11 protein-coding genes are annotated in these 16591 nt (G+C 55.7%); 1 reads left to right on the top strand and 10 read right to left on the bottom strand.

Features of this window, described 5'->3' with window-relative positions; genetic code table 11:
* Positions 1 to 13 precede the first annotated feature (13 nt).
* Entirely contained in the window at positions 14 to 1693 is a 1680-nt protein-coding gene (locus JSS75_02145; GenBank protein ID MBS1902490.1) for a DEAD/DEAH box helicase, read from the bottom strand.
* A 320-nt stretch (positions 1694 to 2013) separates the two neighbouring features.
* Complete coding sequence (locus tag JSS75_02140; GenBank protein ID MBS1902489.1) at positions 2014 to 3882, bottom strand: TIR domain-containing protein; 1869 nt, start codon at positions 3880 to 3882, stop codon at positions 2014 to 2016.
* Positions 3883 to 3980: 98 nt separating this feature from the next.
* Between JSS75_02140 and JSS75_02135 the strand changes: the two genes are divergently transcribed.
* Positions 3981 to 4367: a DUF302 domain-containing protein gene (locus JSS75_02135; GenBank protein MBS1902488.1), complete on the top strand. Its 387-nt coding sequence runs from the start codon at positions 3981 to 3983 to the stop codon at positions 4365 to 4367.
* Positions 4368 to 4436: 69 nt separating this feature from the next.
* Here JSS75_02135 and JSS75_02130 read toward each other — a convergent pair whose 3' ends face one another.
* From JSS75_02130 to JSS75_02095, 8 genes are all read right to left on the bottom strand, one after another.
* On the bottom strand, positions 4437 to 5321 hold the full coding sequence (locus JSS75_02130; protein MBS1902487.1) for a hypothetical protein: 885 nt from the start codon (positions 5319 to 5321) through the stop codon (positions 4437 to 4439).
* Positions 5318 to 5875 (bottom strand): YceI family protein, encoded by a 558-nt coding sequence (locus JSS75_02125; protein ID MBS1902486.1) that lies wholly within the window; start codon positions 5873 to 5875, stop codon positions 5318 to 5320. Before JSS75_02125 ends, JSS75_02130 begins: the two co-directional genes overlap by 4 nt.
* Before the next feature lie 121 nt (positions 5876 to 5996).
* Complete coding sequence (locus tag JSS75_02120; GenBank protein MBS1902485.1) at positions 5997 to 6449, bottom strand: hypothetical protein; 453 nt, start codon at positions 6447 to 6449, stop codon at positions 5997 to 5999.
* 9 nt (positions 6450 to 6458) lie between these two features.
* Positions 6459 to 6866, bottom strand: coding sequence for a hypothetical protein (locus JSS75_02115; protein ID MBS1902484.1), 408 nt, complete (start codon positions 6864 to 6866; stop codon positions 6459 to 6461).
* A 43-nt stretch (positions 6867 to 6909) separates the two neighbouring features.
* Complete coding sequence (locus tag JSS75_02110; protein MBS1902483.1) at positions 6910 to 7719, bottom strand: hypothetical protein; 810 nt, start codon at positions 7717 to 7719, stop codon at positions 6910 to 6912.
* Positions 7720 to 7895: 176 nt separating this feature from the next.
* Positions 7896 to 8876, bottom strand: a complete 981-nt coding sequence (locus JSS75_02105) for a hypothetical protein (GenBank protein ID MBS1902482.1) — start codon at positions 8874 to 8876, stop codon at positions 7896 to 7898.
* Positions 8877 to 9311: 435 nt separating this feature from the next.
* Complete coding sequence (locus JSS75_02100; GenBank protein ID MBS1902481.1) at positions 9312 to 11612, bottom strand: T9SS type A sorting domain-containing protein; 2301 nt, start codon at positions 11610 to 11612, stop codon at positions 9312 to 9314.
* 142 nt (positions 11613 to 11754) lie between these two features.
* Positions 11755 to 16275 carry a T9SS type A sorting domain-containing protein gene (locus JSS75_02095; GenBank protein ID MBS1902480.1) on the bottom strand — a complete coding sequence of 1507 codons (4521 nt, stop codon included), beginning with the start codon at positions 16273 to 16275 and terminating at the stop codon, positions 11755 to 11757.
* Positions 16276 to 16591: the final 316 nt, after the last annotated feature.

Here is a 16591-nt window from a genome sequence, read left to right as displayed (position 1 = left end):
AGGGATCTGCGTCTTATTTTTTCTTCCGACGGAAGATCCCGCCGAGCCAACCGCCGCGTTTCTTTTTTGCTTTTCCCGACTCCTGATGCGGATGCGAGTGTGTCGGGTGCTTGTGTTCCTGGGAATGCTCGTGGGCATGTTCGCGGCGAACCGGTTTGTGTTCGGCCGGTTTACGAGCGGTGTGCTCGCCCTGCTTTTTCGGACGATGATCGTTCTGGCGATTCGACTTCGGCTCGTGCTGCTTCTGTTCGTTGTCGCGACGTTGCGGTTTTGCTCCTTCGTGCGGAGTATGCTCGCCCCGGATGCGCTCTTCGCGTTCGCGTGTCATCTCTCGACGGCGTGAACCGTGCTCAACGGGCGGACGCTCGCGTCGCGCATTGCCGCCGCGTTGTCGTTGTTCGCCGCCGCCGCTGCGGTCTTTGCGTTCGCGAGGTTCTGTGGGCGCTTTGGCGCCGCCTTGCTGCGAGTGCTTCGCCAGTTCGCGCATGCGTTCGGCGACCACATCGGCGCTGGCGTTCGGCGGCGTCTTTGCTACTGCCGGTCGGTGCGCCGGGACGTCGCTCGACGCAAACGGATGATCGGGTACGGTCTCGATCTTCTTGCCCGTCAACCGCTCGATCGCGCGAAGGTTATCGCGCTCGTCCGACGAACAAAACGCAATCGCCTTTCCTGCCGCCCCTGCGCGACCTGTGCGGCCGATGCGGTGCACGTAAGTTTCCGCTACATCGGGAATATCATAGTTGAAGACGTACTCGAGATCGTCGATGTCGATGCCGCGTGCGGCAATGTCGGTTGCGACGAGTACGCGCATGCGCCCGGCTTTGAACGCCGTCAGCGCCTTCTGTCGGGCGTTCTGCGTCTTGTTCGAATGAATCGCTTCGGCGGCGATGTTCGCGCGATTGAGAATGCGGGTCACCACATCGGCCCCGTGCTTCGTGCGCGTGAAGACGAGGGCCGATTCGATATTGAGCTCGTCGAGAAGATGAATCAATAGCTGCGACTTCTTCGGCTTCCCGATATAATAGACCGTCTGATCGATACGCTCGACCGTGGTCGACGGCGGCGTGACTTCGACACGCTGCGGATGATCGAGAATCTGATGCGCAAGCTGCGAGATCACGTACGGCATGGTTGCCGAGAAGAAGAGCGACTGCCGTTTCTGCGGCAAGCGCGCAACAAGCTTCTTCACATCGGGCAGAAAGCCCATGTCGAGCATGCGGTCGGCCTCGTCAAGGACGAACATGTGGATGTCGTCGAGCGAGATGTGCCCCTGCTGGAAGAGATCCAGCAAGCGACCAGGCGTGGCGATCACAACATCCACGCCCTTGCGCAACGCAGCGATCTGGCGACTCTGGTTGACACCGCCGAAGATGACGGTGCACGTAAGGTGCAGGTGCCGGCCGTATGCCCGAAAGCTTTCTTCGATCTGGATCGCAAGTTCGCGCGTCGGCGTAACGACGAGTGCGCGGATGCGACGTTCTTTGCCCTGCGGCCGCACGGCGTGCAGCTTTTGCAATATCGGAATAGCGAATGCGGCGGTCTTGCCGGTGCCCGTCTGGGCGATGCCCAGGAGATCGTGGCCTTCCAGTACGATGGGGATGGCTTGTGCCTGGATCGGCGTCGGTTGTTTGTAGCCTTCTTCCTGAAGCGCCTTCAGGATCGGTTCGATTATTTGTAATTCCTCAAAACCCATAAGAACAGTGTTGTGTCAAGGTATTGTGTGAGTACATACCAGAGAGAATGCGGCGTGACAAACGTGCTTCCGATCCAATATGCGGGTTGTTCCGCTTGCCGCAAAATACAAAGAGCAAGATTCCCAACGCTTCTATAACACCGATGCCGACAAGGTAATTCAGCCGCAAATCGGCGGTAATGACTCAGTTTTGGCTCTATTCCAATCGTCATTCTGAGCAACGCGAAGAATCTCTGCGGCGGAGCCTCACTGCGTTGAATCGAGGGATTCTTCGCGTTGCTCAGAATGACATCTGCTTACACTCCGAAATGCCGGAGGTCTTAGCGTTTGGCGGAAGTTTTCGATGCGGCGAATTTCGCGGCGAGTTCTTTGAACTCGGCGAGGTGCTTGATCTTTGCGAAGTCCGGATCCGTTGCGATATCTCCGCCCTCGTCATACCCTGCGTCGAGTGAGCGACGAAGCATCGCAAGCGCTTCGTTCGTTTCACCGAGCAGCGCATAACAGCACGCAATGTTGTAGATCTCCGTCGGCTCGAGCTTGCTTGCCGAGAGCACGCGTTCGATCTGCGCATGAGTCCCCGCGCGGTCGCCGAAGTTAGCGAGGTTTACTGCGTATTGCAGCCGCACGGCCGTGTTAGTTGGGTAGCGTTGCAGGAAAAGATCGTAGAGCGGCTTAGAATCGTGGATACGCTGGTTGCGATGTGCGGTGTCGCCGAGCGCCCCGTAACAATCGATGAGCGTGCTCCAGTCGGGCAGATCGGTGATGCTCAGGCGAACCGCCTGTTCGAGATTCTCCGCCGCGCGGTCGAACCTCCCGAGTTTGTAGTACGTACTGCCGAGCAACGAATACCCGGTGCTTTGCTTTGGCTGCAGCGCGACGATTCGTTGAGCGAAATAGATTGCCGAGTCGAACTGCGAACGGATCAGCGACGTCTGCACGAGCAACGTATACGCTTCGAAGAAGTTGGGATCCGTACGCACACAGACCCGTGCAAAGGAGTCCGCCTTCTGCAAGTCGCGCGGATCGTGCGTGAAGCCCGAGAATCGCGCGAGATACCCTCCGGCACTCAGGAAGTACGGATAGACGTACTTGGGGTCGATCTTCGACGCCGCCTGCATCGACGCGAAGCCGCGCTGGAGCTGCTCGTCGGTTGTGACTCGCGTAAAATGCTTGAGTCCTTCGGCAAGTGCGGTGTATGCCTCCAGCTTCGAGGTTGCATTGCGCATCGTCGTCGAGTCGAGGAAGCTACCCTCTCCGATCGTCCCTTGCAACTGAAATGCGATAGTCATTGCCAACCGCGTCTGCAATTCAAGCAGATCGTCGGTGTTGCCGTCGAGGTTCTCCAGGTTTGTCACCTTTCCGGTTTGCACATCGACAAGCTCCGCGGTGATGCGAACGGTTTTGTCCTGCTTACGCACCGTGCCATCGACCACATAGCGCACGCCGAGATCGGACGCGATCTCCTTCACATCGTCCTTGCGGCCTTTAAGCTGCATCGTCGTTTGCCGGTCGACGACGTCGAGATCCGACTGGTGCGACAACGTGGCAATCAGCTCCGTCGTCAACCCGTCGGCAAAGAACTCGTCGTCTTTGTTCGACGACAAACTCTGGAACGGCACGACGACCATCTTTTTCGTCGTCGTCGCAGCCACCGCATGTTTCGGGTCGGATGGCGTCAGCAGATCGAATACTTCTCCGAAGACGATCAGGCACGCAAGCACGATGACCGTGCGCACGAGCTTCTTCTTGAGTCGTGGCGCAAGGCGGATTCTGCTGCGCAGCTTGCTCCACTTCGATACTGGTGCCTTCGGCACCAGGAAGCGACCGACGGCTTCGATGATGCGGGCGCTATCGGAATACGGGACTCGCTGAATACCCGCGAGTTGGTACTTTACATCGTGTGTGAGCTCGACCGCTTCGATGTCCACCGGAACGATGCTCTTGTTCGCCTCGGATGCAAGCGACAATTCTTTGATCACATTATGCGACGCGAACGAATGCTTGCTGATCAGGAGGATGAACACGTTGCATTCCTCGATGCCAAGGACGATCTCTTTTGTCCATTTGGACGCGGCGCCGATGGCGGATTCGTCGATCCAAACGGTATAGCCGGCCGCACGAAGCCGTCCGGCCAAGGCGAGCGCCTCGTCGTGATCGGCGGAAGAATACGAGATGAATACGTCGGCCATGCGAATTGAGAATGAAGGGCAAATTTACGGTAGTCTTCCTCCGGCCGCATCGTTTCCGCAGATGGCGCATCTAATGAGAAACGAACAACCGGAGAACTATGCCCTACTATTTCACCAAGAACTTGCAGTGTTCATTCGACGAAGCCATCACCCGCGTGACCGAAGCGCTGGCAACCGAGGGATTCGGCGTTCTTACAGATATCGACGTCAAGGCGACGATGAAAAAGAAGCTGGATGTCGATTTTCGCAACTACCGCATTCTCGGCGCCTGCAATCCGCACTACGCGCACAAGGCGATTAGTGCGGAAGATAAAATCGGCACCATGCTCCCCTGCTCGGTCATCGTTCAGCAGCACGACGACGGAGGCATCGAAGTCTCGGCGATCGATCCTATTGCCTCGATGCAAGCGGTGGAGAACGAGTCGCTCATGCCGATCGCAACCGAAGTGCAAGCAAAGCTCAAACGAGTGATCGAATCGCTCTAATCAAGCGGCGTCGTCATTCTGAGCGTTGGAATGCGGTTTCCCACTGCGCTCGGAATGACGTATCGTTCGTTATAGCTGGAACACGCGGCTGATGTTGAAGCCGAACTGAATGTCGCCTTTGAAGAAATTCTGATACGTTTCGGTCACGAACGCTCGTTCGTTCATGCCCTTCGTATTGGTAATATGCAGTTGGAACACGTGTCCGCCGGTTTCGATATCGAAGCCGATCGATAGCGGATCGTAGTTGAGATCCTTCACCATGCCGTTGAAGGCGTGGTAATAATCCACGACGAACGCGATACGATTCGTCAGCTTGAAGCGTCCGCCGAAGCCAAGCGCGAAGATATCGTTCGGATCGCCGGCCGTCGGCACAAGATTACGATGGATGAGCGTCGGCGAGATTTGCAGCGAAAGGTCTTCGCTGAGTTTCGAACCGACGAGCACTTGCTGATAGTACGACAGGCGCGACGAAAAGTAATTTGGCCGCGTCGGATCGGTCCACGGTCCTGTCCAACACGTTACACCCGCATCGAGCACCACCGAGACCGGCATATTCCGGGCGCCAGTGGATTGATGCAACAGACGGTATTTCACGAGTGCATCGTATTCGCGGTTGGCCGTCGAACGTCCGACACCGACCTGCAGGTCCGTGATCGGCACCCAATCGAAGCTGAAACGCATCGTCGATTGGTCGAGCCCCCACAAGCCGTCCACCCCGGTCTTGATCGCCCCGAAGCGATGAAGAATACGGAAGTCGAGCGTTCCGGCGCCGAGCATTTCGATCGACTGTCCGTTGATCACACGTGTCGACTTGAACGCATTATTGACGTACTCGGTCTCTTGTGTCGTGTCCTTCACAAGATCTAACAAGTCTCCGCTTTCCTGAGCGAAGGTGCGCGTCGTCGTGGCCGCAAGCAGGAGCAGCGCGGCGAAGAGTGCGATTCGTGTTTTCATTTCAGCGGGTCCAGCCACATGTTGGCGTCGATCTTCACGGTCTTCGAGATCTTATCGGCCACGACCGACGGAATCTCGATATTGTAGTCGGCAAGCAAGATCGTAAACGAGGTGAGCGCGTTTACTTTGCCGCCTTTGATCACGATCTTCGATTTCGGCGTGATGTTCTTCGTTACGCCGTGAATGGTGAGCGTGCCCTTCATCTCGACGGGATACGTCCCGTCCTTCGAGAAGTCGATCGATGCGATGTTGGAGATCGAACCTTTGAAGGTAGACTTCGGATATTTGTCGCTCTCGACGTAGTTCTCGTTGAAGTGCTCCTGCATCAGTGCGCGTTCGAACTCGAAGGCCTTCAGCAGAATCTGCATCTCGACGGCGCCGGTCTTGGCATCGAGGACGCATGTACCCTTGTTGTTTTTCGCTTCGATGTTCTCGACCGCAGTCGACGCATAAAAATGCACGTAGCCCGATTTTGTAAAGTACTTGCCCTGCGCCAGCACCTGCGACGCCAAAACGACAAGCACTGCGGTCGTGATGATCCGGATCCTGTTCATAGTAGTCATTCGTAAAATTGCTATGACCAATGTGGTCACGGCATGATAAACACTAGAAACACATAGTATCGATCTTCGATAGGCTGATCCTCACGACAAATGAACAATTTCTCATCTTCCCCTACTCGGCATGCGGACGTTCGACGGCACATCGGGTCATGACGACCCGGACGTCGATGAGATTCTCGAACCCGCTGCACGACCCGATCACCGAGACGCTGTCACCGGCATGCACCCACTGCGCATCGCCGATGTGCGCCTGCGCAAGCTGGCACGAGACAACCGACGTCGGCATGCCGCCGTCGAGCACCAGGCTCGCCGTGCCTGCCGAATCGCGTTCGATCGACTTCAGTACTCCGCGCACGAGAATTACCTTATCCCTCGCCGCGTACTTAGCTGTGGCGGCAGTCTCGTCGGCGCTGTAGGCATTCACAAGATCGGAAGCGGTGACGGTAACATCGGGCCGTGCCGTTGCAAGATCTTTATTCGGACGGCTGAACTGGTAGTAGCCGTAGCCTGCGCCGATGGCACCAAGCACGACGACGACGATCAGGATCTTCCATATACGTTTCATACCGGCTCCTTAGTTATTGGCAAACCCTGCGCGAATCCACACACGGAAGTATGCGACCTGACACGACGTGAGCGTCGTATTGTCGTTCGGCATCGGGACGTAGCCTTGCGAGTGCGTGGTCGCACCGAGCAGGCGGCCATTGCCGGCATAGATCTTGATGTTGTTGTAGCCATCGAGATTCACATTGCCACCGCTGGCGGCAAAGGTCGTTGCCGAATGACAGGCGGGCAAGCATCGCTGCGAAACGAGCGGTGCGATCGTTGCGGCATAGGTAACGTTCGACGTATCGCATCCGCCGCCGCCCGTCGTATCGATCGAATTCGACGATGGCGGATACAGCGAGGCCTCGTTGTCGTAGTAGCAGCTCGCAAGAAACACCAGGGCGAGCACCATCAGGATGACAGAATGCTTCATCATTATTGTATAGACACGAAATCAGTTGTAAATGCTACATGACGACTCAATTATTCGGCGCACCATGCATGGCCCAAATCTTGAACGCATTGAGGTCACACGGAGAGATCGCACCCTGTTGGGGCATGGCATTATAGCCGGGTGCTTTCGTCAGGTCTCCCATGAGTTTCCCGTTCTTCACGTACACCTGTAGTTGGCTGTACGTCTCGAGCACAAATCCGCCTCCGTTAGTGGCCGGAGCGGCATGGCAACCAAGGCATGCATTCTGCATGATCGGAACGATCGTTTGAGAATAGGTTGCGACCGTGTCGCAGTTCCCGTCGCAACTATTATTCTTCGCGCCCTGCTGGATCCATTTCAGCACCTGCGCTTTTTGCGCGGCAGTAAACGGAGTGCCGTTGCGCGGCATTGCATCTTCCCCTCGCGCGCTGAGCACCGTGTAGAGCTTGCTCGTCGTAGGGCTCGACGTGCGGACATACGCTTTGATACTCGGGTACGAATTCAACGCGAAGCGTCCTTCGCCTTGCCCACCGTCATGGCATCCGCTCATTGCACAGTTCGAGCCAATGAGCGGTAAAATATCGTTGGTGAAATAGACGCTGTCCGAACTGCACGGATGGCTCGGAACATAGAGCGACGTATCGAAGCCCCAATTCGTCCCGCCACCGGTGCCGGTAGTATCTTTTCCGCCGGTGCCGGTCGTATCCTTGGCACCGTTGCCCGTGGTGTCGTGCTTTCCGGTTGTGTCCGCAGGCGAGAGCGGATGAAACGCATCGTGCTTACACGAGTCAAGCGACACTGCCAACACCGACCCGAAGATCACTGCGATTACAACTGACAACAAATACTTCTGCATCATGAATAATATTCTGGGGAGCGGGTAAACGCGAATAAAACGGGTGGTCAGCAACTGTCTATTTCCATGGGGATGGGGTTGGCATATCCTGCCGCACCTACCCTCCTTTCTTAGACCCGTGTACGCAGGTGTTGTTTCACCACGGGCGGTGAAAAATACTTCATCCGCCTGCATTCTTATGCCGCCGCAGCCAGTCCTTCGTCCGGTTCGGGCTCGTCGAGGAAGGGATTTTCCATTTCTTCGCGGAGCTCTTCCTCGTAGGTTTTCAGAGGGCCACGCCGACACACGCACTCTTCTAACTCATTTATTTCCTGTGCATTAGAGGTGTAAAATTCCTCTTTGATCTTCTCGAATGCGCTTCGGGTTACCCCTCTCATCAGCCAATAGCCGCCTCGAACGAGCTCTTCTTTATCCCGCAATCCCTGAAGAATAACTTCATAATCTCGCGGGTCCGTGACCTGGCCGATACTTTTTCCAAGACGCTGCTTGCAATTCCAAAAATCCTGTATGACACGGTAGGTAACCCTCTTCGGGGCCGGCTTGCGTCGCTCGGCTTCTTCTTGTGCCTGGCGAACGGGATCGACGGCCACGAGGATGCGGTCGGTACTGCCGACGAGCCTGCCCATCGCACCGCGGCCATAGCGGCCTGCCTCCGATTTGTTCGAGCCGTCTCGGGAGAAGACGATCACCGCCAAGCCGAAACTCTTGGCCCAGTCGATCAGCCGAGAGACGAGCAGTTGTTTATGCCGCTCGGTGTCGGTTGCCCGCTCCAAATCGGATAGAATAATCGTACCGAATGTGCCCCCAGCAAGCGCTTGCTTGATCTCGTCGAGTTCGTCCGTGACCTCTTTGCCATGAAAATGCCGAAGCTCAAAGAGTGCGCATTCCGGATCCGTTTCTTTTGCTTCGTGATATGCACGAAGCATTTCATTCTTCGAGCCAAGCCGGTCGAGCATCATCACCGGCGCCGTTCGAGCAAGCATGCCCCCAACACGGGCCGCTGTTCGGCGCGATGCCGCGGTGCTCGGAGAACGATAGAGTGTGATTTCTTCGGTCTTGAACGTCACGCCGTCGCATTCGCCGACGGTCTTCGGTTCGGGCACTTCGGCCGCCAAACGGCCGAGCTCTTCGGGGGTAATAATCTCTGTTTCAAACATGGGTTCTGTGTGCGATATGGCGAGTGCACGGTGATGACGGAATACTATACCACTGTTGTGAGCACATGTAGTACAGCACTTGCGTCTCGAACACTGCGCGGGGTGATTGATTGTTGATCGGCACCGCCGGATAGGTGCCCATAGTTCCAATTTTACAACATATACAACAATATGTTATGCTCTTTTGCTCCCGTCGTCCCTTGACGTTCGTGGCTCAGTTTGAAACGGTGTAAGAAGTCGTCATTCTGAGCAACGCGAAGAATCCCTTCGGCGGAGCCCCACAGGGTTTCATCGAGGGATTCTTCGCGTTGCAAAGAATGACGTGCTTAGAATACACCTCTACACTTCTTATTGGACTTCCAACCAATTCGATATCGGACAAACAAAAAGGGCAGCCTATTGGCTGCCCTTTGAAGAGAGATCGGAGATGATCGATTACCGAGCGATCGTCATCCATGTCGAACGGATGGCGCCGTTGATGCGCAAGCTCACCAGATAATTGCCGTTCGGCAATGCACTTCCGTCGAACGGAAGCTGGTGCTGGCCTGCATCGAACGACGAGGTCACGGTCTGGCCGATATGTCGTCCGATTGCATCGTACACATCGAGAGTGACCTGCGACGGCTCGTCGAGGTTGAACGCAATGTAGGTCGAGTGAGCAAACGGATTCGGATAGTTCACGACCCGGCTGCCGGTTGCCGTTACCGGTGTTGTCGGTACATCGTCCATGTTCGGTACACTTTCGTACACCGACAACCCGCGCGTCGCTGCGTAGTATTTGCGCGAGACGGGATCCTGGACGACATCCGACACATTGACGAACAGCGGCCGATCCCAATCGGGCCATGTCAAGCCTGTGCTGACGTTCTTCCAGACGGTATACGGTGGCAACGACGTACGCCAAACACCGCTGTCGGAACCGATGAAGATCTGTCCCAGATCGTCTACGTTGAGCGAGTAGTAATCATTCCGGAATTGTTCTGTGGGTGCATCGACAAAGGGGAAAATATGCGTCCAGTTCGCCCCGGCGTCGGTCGAGCGCCAACATCCCGACTTCGACCCATTTCCCGGAACAAGGGCTAAGAGCGAGCCATCCGGATGGAAGAGCATCTTCGACGGCTGATTAAACGGGGCTGTTGTCGTCGAGGTCGTCCATTTGCCGCCGCCATTGACCGAGAGATAGAACGAAGGGCCGGTGCCGGCAAGTGCGATCGTATCGCTCGTCACGGCCAACCCTCGGATGTCGTCGGTCGGATCGGGCAGATTGGTGATCGGCGTCCAACTGTCGCCTTCGTTTGTCGAATACATCACACGCGAACCGTTGCTCGATGTGAAGTAGGTAAAGAGTTTTCCGGACGAGGTCATGCCAAGCTGTCGGAAGATCGTATCTCCGCCCGAGCTTTGAATTGGCAGAATCGTCTCGCCGAAATCCGTCGAACGGAAGAACCCATACTCACAGCCGATGTAAATATGGTCTCGGGTTGAAGGATTGCGGGAGATAATGAACGTCGGGAAATATGTTTCGCCGAACTCCACAGCCTCGCCCCATGTATTGCCGTGATCGGTCGAACGCGACAGCCCGAATTCGTAAAGGGCGAAGAGATCCTGACGCGAGTTGATGTCCATTCCGTAGAGGAATTCGACCTTGATCCCTGAGTATTTCCCCACGAACGTCGCACCGTGATCGTCAGAGCGGAACACGCCATCGGGTTCGCAGATCTGGTACGTATGCGTCTCGTCTGGGTTCGATGCGATCTTGAAGCGTTCGTCACCGCGTTTTTCAGAGTCGAGCGTCGTCCAGGTCATGCCGTTATCGGTCGAGCGGATCGTGATACCATGCGCATTCGCATAGATCGTGCCGGTCTGGTCGACAAGTCCGATATCGTCGATGTCGTCCTTGCCGTCTTCCGAATTGTCGGGCCGTTCGTACGTCTTCGTCCAGGTCATTCCGGTGTCGGTCGAAGTCCAGATGCGTCCGCCATGGATCGTGGTATCCTTGGTGAAGACCTGATGCTTCATCAGCGTCGTAGCGACGAGATTTCCGTTATGCGCAATGACGATCTGTGACGGATAGAAATCCGGGAAGTCCGCCCGTTTGACCCACGGCTTATTCTGCCCCGATCCGGTCGTCGACCAAATCGGATGCGGCAATGTCGGGCCGCTGGGGTTACCGGTAATCACCGCAAAGAGATTTTTGCCGTGCGCAAAGGCGATGCAGTTCGTGGTCTTGAGCGTATCGATGAACTGTACCCACGTGGTGCCGTGATCGGTCGAGCGCATGACGCCATGACCGCCGACATTCGTAAAGACGTTGCTATTGGCAAGTGTCACGACATAGTTATACGGTCCTTGTGTTGAATCGGGGAAGACCGCTTCCCAACGCCACTGGCTTCTCGGCAGCGACGCATTCAGGCGGAAGAGGTCCTGATTGTTGATGCTTGCCGCATAGATGTAGTGATCCTTCGCCGCAGCGATCGTAATCAGACCGATCTTCGGCAGGCCGGCATTGACGGCCTCCCAGGTCTCGCCATGGTCGCCGCTATAATATGCACCCGCGCGCCCCGTGGCCACCCAGAGCCCACTCGTCGAATCGACTGCCACATCGCGGATCGCCCCGCCCTGCGGGCCGTTCGTTTGATGCCAGATCATGCTGTTCTGGGCTTGCACAGACGTCGGACTGACGCCAAGGCTCAGGAGGCACAGGAGTGCTGCACAGGAAAGAATTAGCTGTTTCATCGTCATCTTCTCCTCTGTCTTATGAAATATAACTTCTAATAACATGAAACGGGTAATCCGTCGGAGCTCATTGCCCCGGCGGATTACCCGCTCCTGATTCTGTCAAACTCGCGCGGCGTCCTGACCGCGGTCGCACGAACTGTTACTTATGTAACACGAACTGCGCGTTTTGAGTTGACGTCGGCGTCGAAATTCGGACGTTGTAGGTTCCGCTTTCGAGACCCGTCGTATTGATCTGCAACGCATGGGTACCGACCGTCTGCGGAGCGCTCTCACGAACGGTCCGGACGACCTCGCCCAGCATGTTGAAGACCTCAACCTTCACCGGCACGCCGGCTTCGCGAACCTCGTAGTTGAGTACCGGCGTCGAATTCTCGGTGACCGGATTCGGCGTCAGGCTGATGATACGCGTCGAGACCTGTTTGCCGTCGCTGCGCAGGAAGTCGCGCAACTCCAGGTTACCGCACACGTCTTTCGAGACGAAGTTACCCGGAATCGTGTCGGCTGCGATGTAGCAGATGATGTTTCCGAGGTCGTCGTAGAACTTGACGTTCGAAATCAGGATCTGCGTTGTCGTATCCTTGTTCACCGGCACAGCGAGATTCAACCGTCCGACTTCATCGAGCGACGTGATCACACCGTTGCTGATCGATACATCGATCGATGCGCCCGTTGCCTGGCTCGGTGTTGCCGCATTCAGCGTGTACGTTCCGTCATAGGTCGGCCGATTCGGTACGAATGCACCGGTCGCAGGAGCATCGAATACATCCTGTTTCCAGGTCACATCGAACGTGACACGCTTGGCGCTCGCGCTTGCCGGCAATGCCTTCGTTTCGAAGTGCAGCGGAATGCTCGAGGTCTCGCCCGTCGTGTAGACGTACCAGCCCGGGATCGGTGCATTCGGGTCTGGGTTCGCCGCCGAGACAGCCGTCACTTCGGCAATACCCGTACCGCTGAGTACCGAGAAGACGGTGTCCTTCGTGACGCCGGCGCTATCCCAAATTGCCATCACGCGGACGCTATCCGAGCCCTGGAGATCCGGATGGAACACGACGCCGACCGTCACCGTGTTCTGGTTCGTGCCGCTTCCGGGAACAAACTTATTGAACACGATCTGCTTCTGATAGTTATTGTTCGAATCGATCAGATCGAACTGGTTCAGGCCGGTCGTTGTCCCTGCCGGTTCGAGCGTGAGGGACTTCAGCGTCCAACCTACCGTGCTCAGATTACGAGCGAGGATGGTGCTCTTATGATCGCGGCAATTGATGTACGTGTCCGGTGCCGGCCAACCCGTCAGCAATAGCGACGTCTGGCTCGGGTTGGACCCGATGCAGAGCTGCGGTGTATTACCGCACGATTTGTTGCTCGCAAAGTTCATATACACGGTCGTATCGCCGTAGGTCTTGCGCGTGATCGTCACCGTCACTGCAACCTGCTGCCCCGGCATGATCGTGTCACCCGGCTGCAATGCAACACCCGTCGTGACATCGACGATCGAGACGATCGGCGCAGAGAAATCGACAGCCGAGAAGATGTACGGCGCCGTTCCGGTGTCGGTCAAGAGGAAGTTCGTTGGGGTCGGTACACCGACAACGATATTTGTCTTGAGATCGACGCACGGCGGATCGATGAGCAATGCCGGATACTCTACGATACCCGTCATATCGATCACGGTCGAGTCTGTAATTCCACCCGGCGCATCGAACGTTGCAACCAAGTGTGAGTGGCGCGGGGCAAATCCCTTCGAAAGGTCCGGCGTGAACTTGTAGTCGACCCACAATGTGTCGCCCACATTCATCGTGAAGCCTTCAAGCGGGGAGTAGTGGAATTTGTTATCCACGACTGCATACTGCGGCGCATCCGCTCCGTCGAAGAATACCTTCTGAACGTGTGTCGGAGCCGTAGCGGTATTGATCAGGTTGACCCGGATCGTCAGTGCAGAGTCGCAGATCGTCGTATCGTATTGTACGATGCGATCCCATACGACGCCCGGACGGATACCGTTACCGTAGAGTCCGCTATATGATTTCAACGAATCCTTATACTTACCCTGCACATCGGTGATCCAGTGAGCATTCGTCGAATCGAAGCCCTTCACGCTCGGCGTAAAGCAGAAGCTGATCGGGATTCCCTGACCCGGCTGCAAGATCACTGGCAGACGGTTCTTATTATACTTCGACGACCCATCCCATGTGAAGTCGTGGTTGCCGAGCAGCGTTGCATCGATGATCGAATCCGTCAGCGTGAACGGCACATTACCGACGTTGCGAACCGTCACGGTATCGCACTTGGTAGTGCCGACGACGACCGAACCGAAGTTCTTATTCGACGCCCAGATCAGCGGCACACCCACCGGCCCGACCAAGGTCATCGGAGCCTTGAAGCACGGTGTGGTGATGATGAGCGAATCCAGATGCAGCGGCAGCGAATCGATCTTCACGTTCTTGTCCTGCGGCGAGAAGCACACCGTAACGGCAAGCGTATCTCCCGGAGCCAGTGTGACCGGCAATGCAGGAGTAATACTCGAAATAGTGAAGTTGCCGTCGTTGCGCTTGAGCTCGGCTTTGTCGATCTCGAGCGTATTGTCGCCCTTCTTTCCACCGTTATAGTAGTAGATCGTCGCGCAATCGGTCGCACCCGGAACCGTCGCAGGATAGATAACGCTGTCCTTCTGGTTCGGATAATTCGGCTTCACGACGAGCTTCAAACTCGGCGCCTTGTAGCGCAACTCGACAAGGTAATCGTTACCTTGATTGTCAAGGATATAGATCGGTCCGTATGCAGTGTCGAGCGGATTCGATACGAGAACGTCTGCGCAATAGAGCGTATCGGTACCGGTCAGATCGATTTCACGCGTCTGGTCCGGGTCCACCGACTCGTCGAACTGAACATTATGATACACACGGCCCGGACGGACAAAGTCGCCCGACGCATCGTCGAGAATCTGCAGCGATTTAATACCGGGATTCTTCGTGCGATGATCGTGAATACAGATATGCCACTTGGCGCAGAGCGTATCGACGGTGATCTCTAACTGACCGGAATCACCTTTCGCAGCAAAGCCGACCGGCAATGCATACGCAAAGAAGTGGTCATCACCGCAGAAGTCGCCAAGGTCACGATCGGGGTCGATAGCACGAAAGCCATAGTTATAGATCATGAACGGATGTGTATTCCCAGTATCGGCGGTTGCATAATATGCACCGGGTCCGAGTGACAATGAATACCCCACCAACTCGGGATAATCCGGGATGACAGCGTATTTCTTTTTGACTGCCAGTCCGTTCGGAAGCGGCGCCGGCTTACCGCCGTTGACCGCGATGAGGATCTTGCGATTATCGTAATCGCTGCGATTACAAATAAGATTGATATAGTAGCCCTGCAAAATTTCGAACGTGTTGTTCGGGACGTACCAGAGGAACGATGTTTTCCAGCGCGACTTCGGAATGATCGTCATCTGGCTCGGGGCCGGATACGGGGCGCCGCCGCCCTGCATACGTTGATCGTACATCGCTACGCCGATCTTTGTGCCATTGGTCGAATAGAAATCGACCGGCGACGTCCAGTTGAGTAACTGCGGCGGAGGCACCTGATACTCGCCGATACCATTGTATGTACGAAGTGTGCCGTTCATATTAATGTTCGAACCACCGACACCACCCAACTCTTTCATTACACCGGTAAAGACCTGGTATTCGTCGCCTTCGCCGGCATTGAACGGAGCCTGCGAATCGACGAACGGGATTGAGATATAGCCCATCGTATCCCAATACTCAACCGGAAGCATCTGCTCGACCATATAGTCGCGCGCTTCGAGCGTGCGAGCACCGCCTGGCTGCGGGTCTGAGCCGTCGGTAAATGCATTTTCGTGGCCGGCGATGACTGCCACCGGCTTATCCGCAATAACCGTCGAGTTCGAGATATCGCATCCCGATCCGTCGGCAGCGCCTTTGACCATGTAACACTGGCCCTGATTGAGACCAATGGTGAACGGCGCCGGAACACCCGTTGCACCGCTTCCGCAGTTTACACCGGCATGTTTCTTCTTTGTGGTCGAACTCGGGGTGATGGTAACGGTCGTACCGCTGAACGGTGCGATGACCATGAAATAACCGGACGCGTCTTCGTTCGAGAGTGCGCCGCCGACACCGCCTTCGTTATCACGGTAACTCTGGACGACATACGTCTTGCCGAGTACGTTCGTCGGGATGGCAAGGTAGCTACCTCCCGAGCACGAACCCGTGCTGAAAAACTGTACGTTGATCGACTTCTTCGCCGTGATGTGGCAGGCCTTGTATTCGGCGACTTCGCCCGGCTCGGTCATGCGCATGTGCGCAATGTCGAGCGGGACCTGTACCGCGCGGCGCTTCGCCACGTTGTAGGTTTGCTTGTTGATCTCGTTGCCATTATCGTCGAAGTAGCCGACGGTGATGGTGTTGTCATCATAGCTCGAGATCAGTGCGTACACGCCGAAGAAGCCTTGGACGTTACGACCGAAGAAGTTAATGGACTGCGCGTTGAACGAGGGATACAGCAGGCCGATATAGAAGTCTCGACCGTCTGCGTTCAAACCGCCGCCAAGCGACTGTGCGTTGCCACGACTGCCGAGACCAACCAGAAGCAGAAGCGCGACAAGCAACGATATCCCTGTACGTTTCATCATGTTCGTCATGTGTTACCGAAAAGAAATGATGTATTGAAATTCCTATTATGGTGGAATTACCGACACAAGGTAAAACTACCCACCCTACCCGAAGTTACAAGAAAAAATACACAAAACCGAAAAAATGTACCCGGAATGAGACAATTCGCCCTCACAGTGTATCCATGGCATGCCTCACTGAGTAGAGAAAAGTACATTCAAATGACAAAAATTCCCGATTCTGCATTCCGAACGCATAAATATTCATTTATTTTGTGGGGGCCAATCTATTCCTACCCGATCGTCAGTGGCACAATGTAGACTTTATAGCATGGTG

Source organism: Bacteroidota bacterium (assembly GCA_018266755.1).
GTDB lineage: Bacteria > Bacteroidota > Ignavibacteria > Palsa-1295 > Palsa-1295 > JAFDZW01.
The sequence above is the reverse complement of the archived record's forward strand: the minus strand, read 5'-3'. Positions and strand labels throughout refer to the sequence as shown.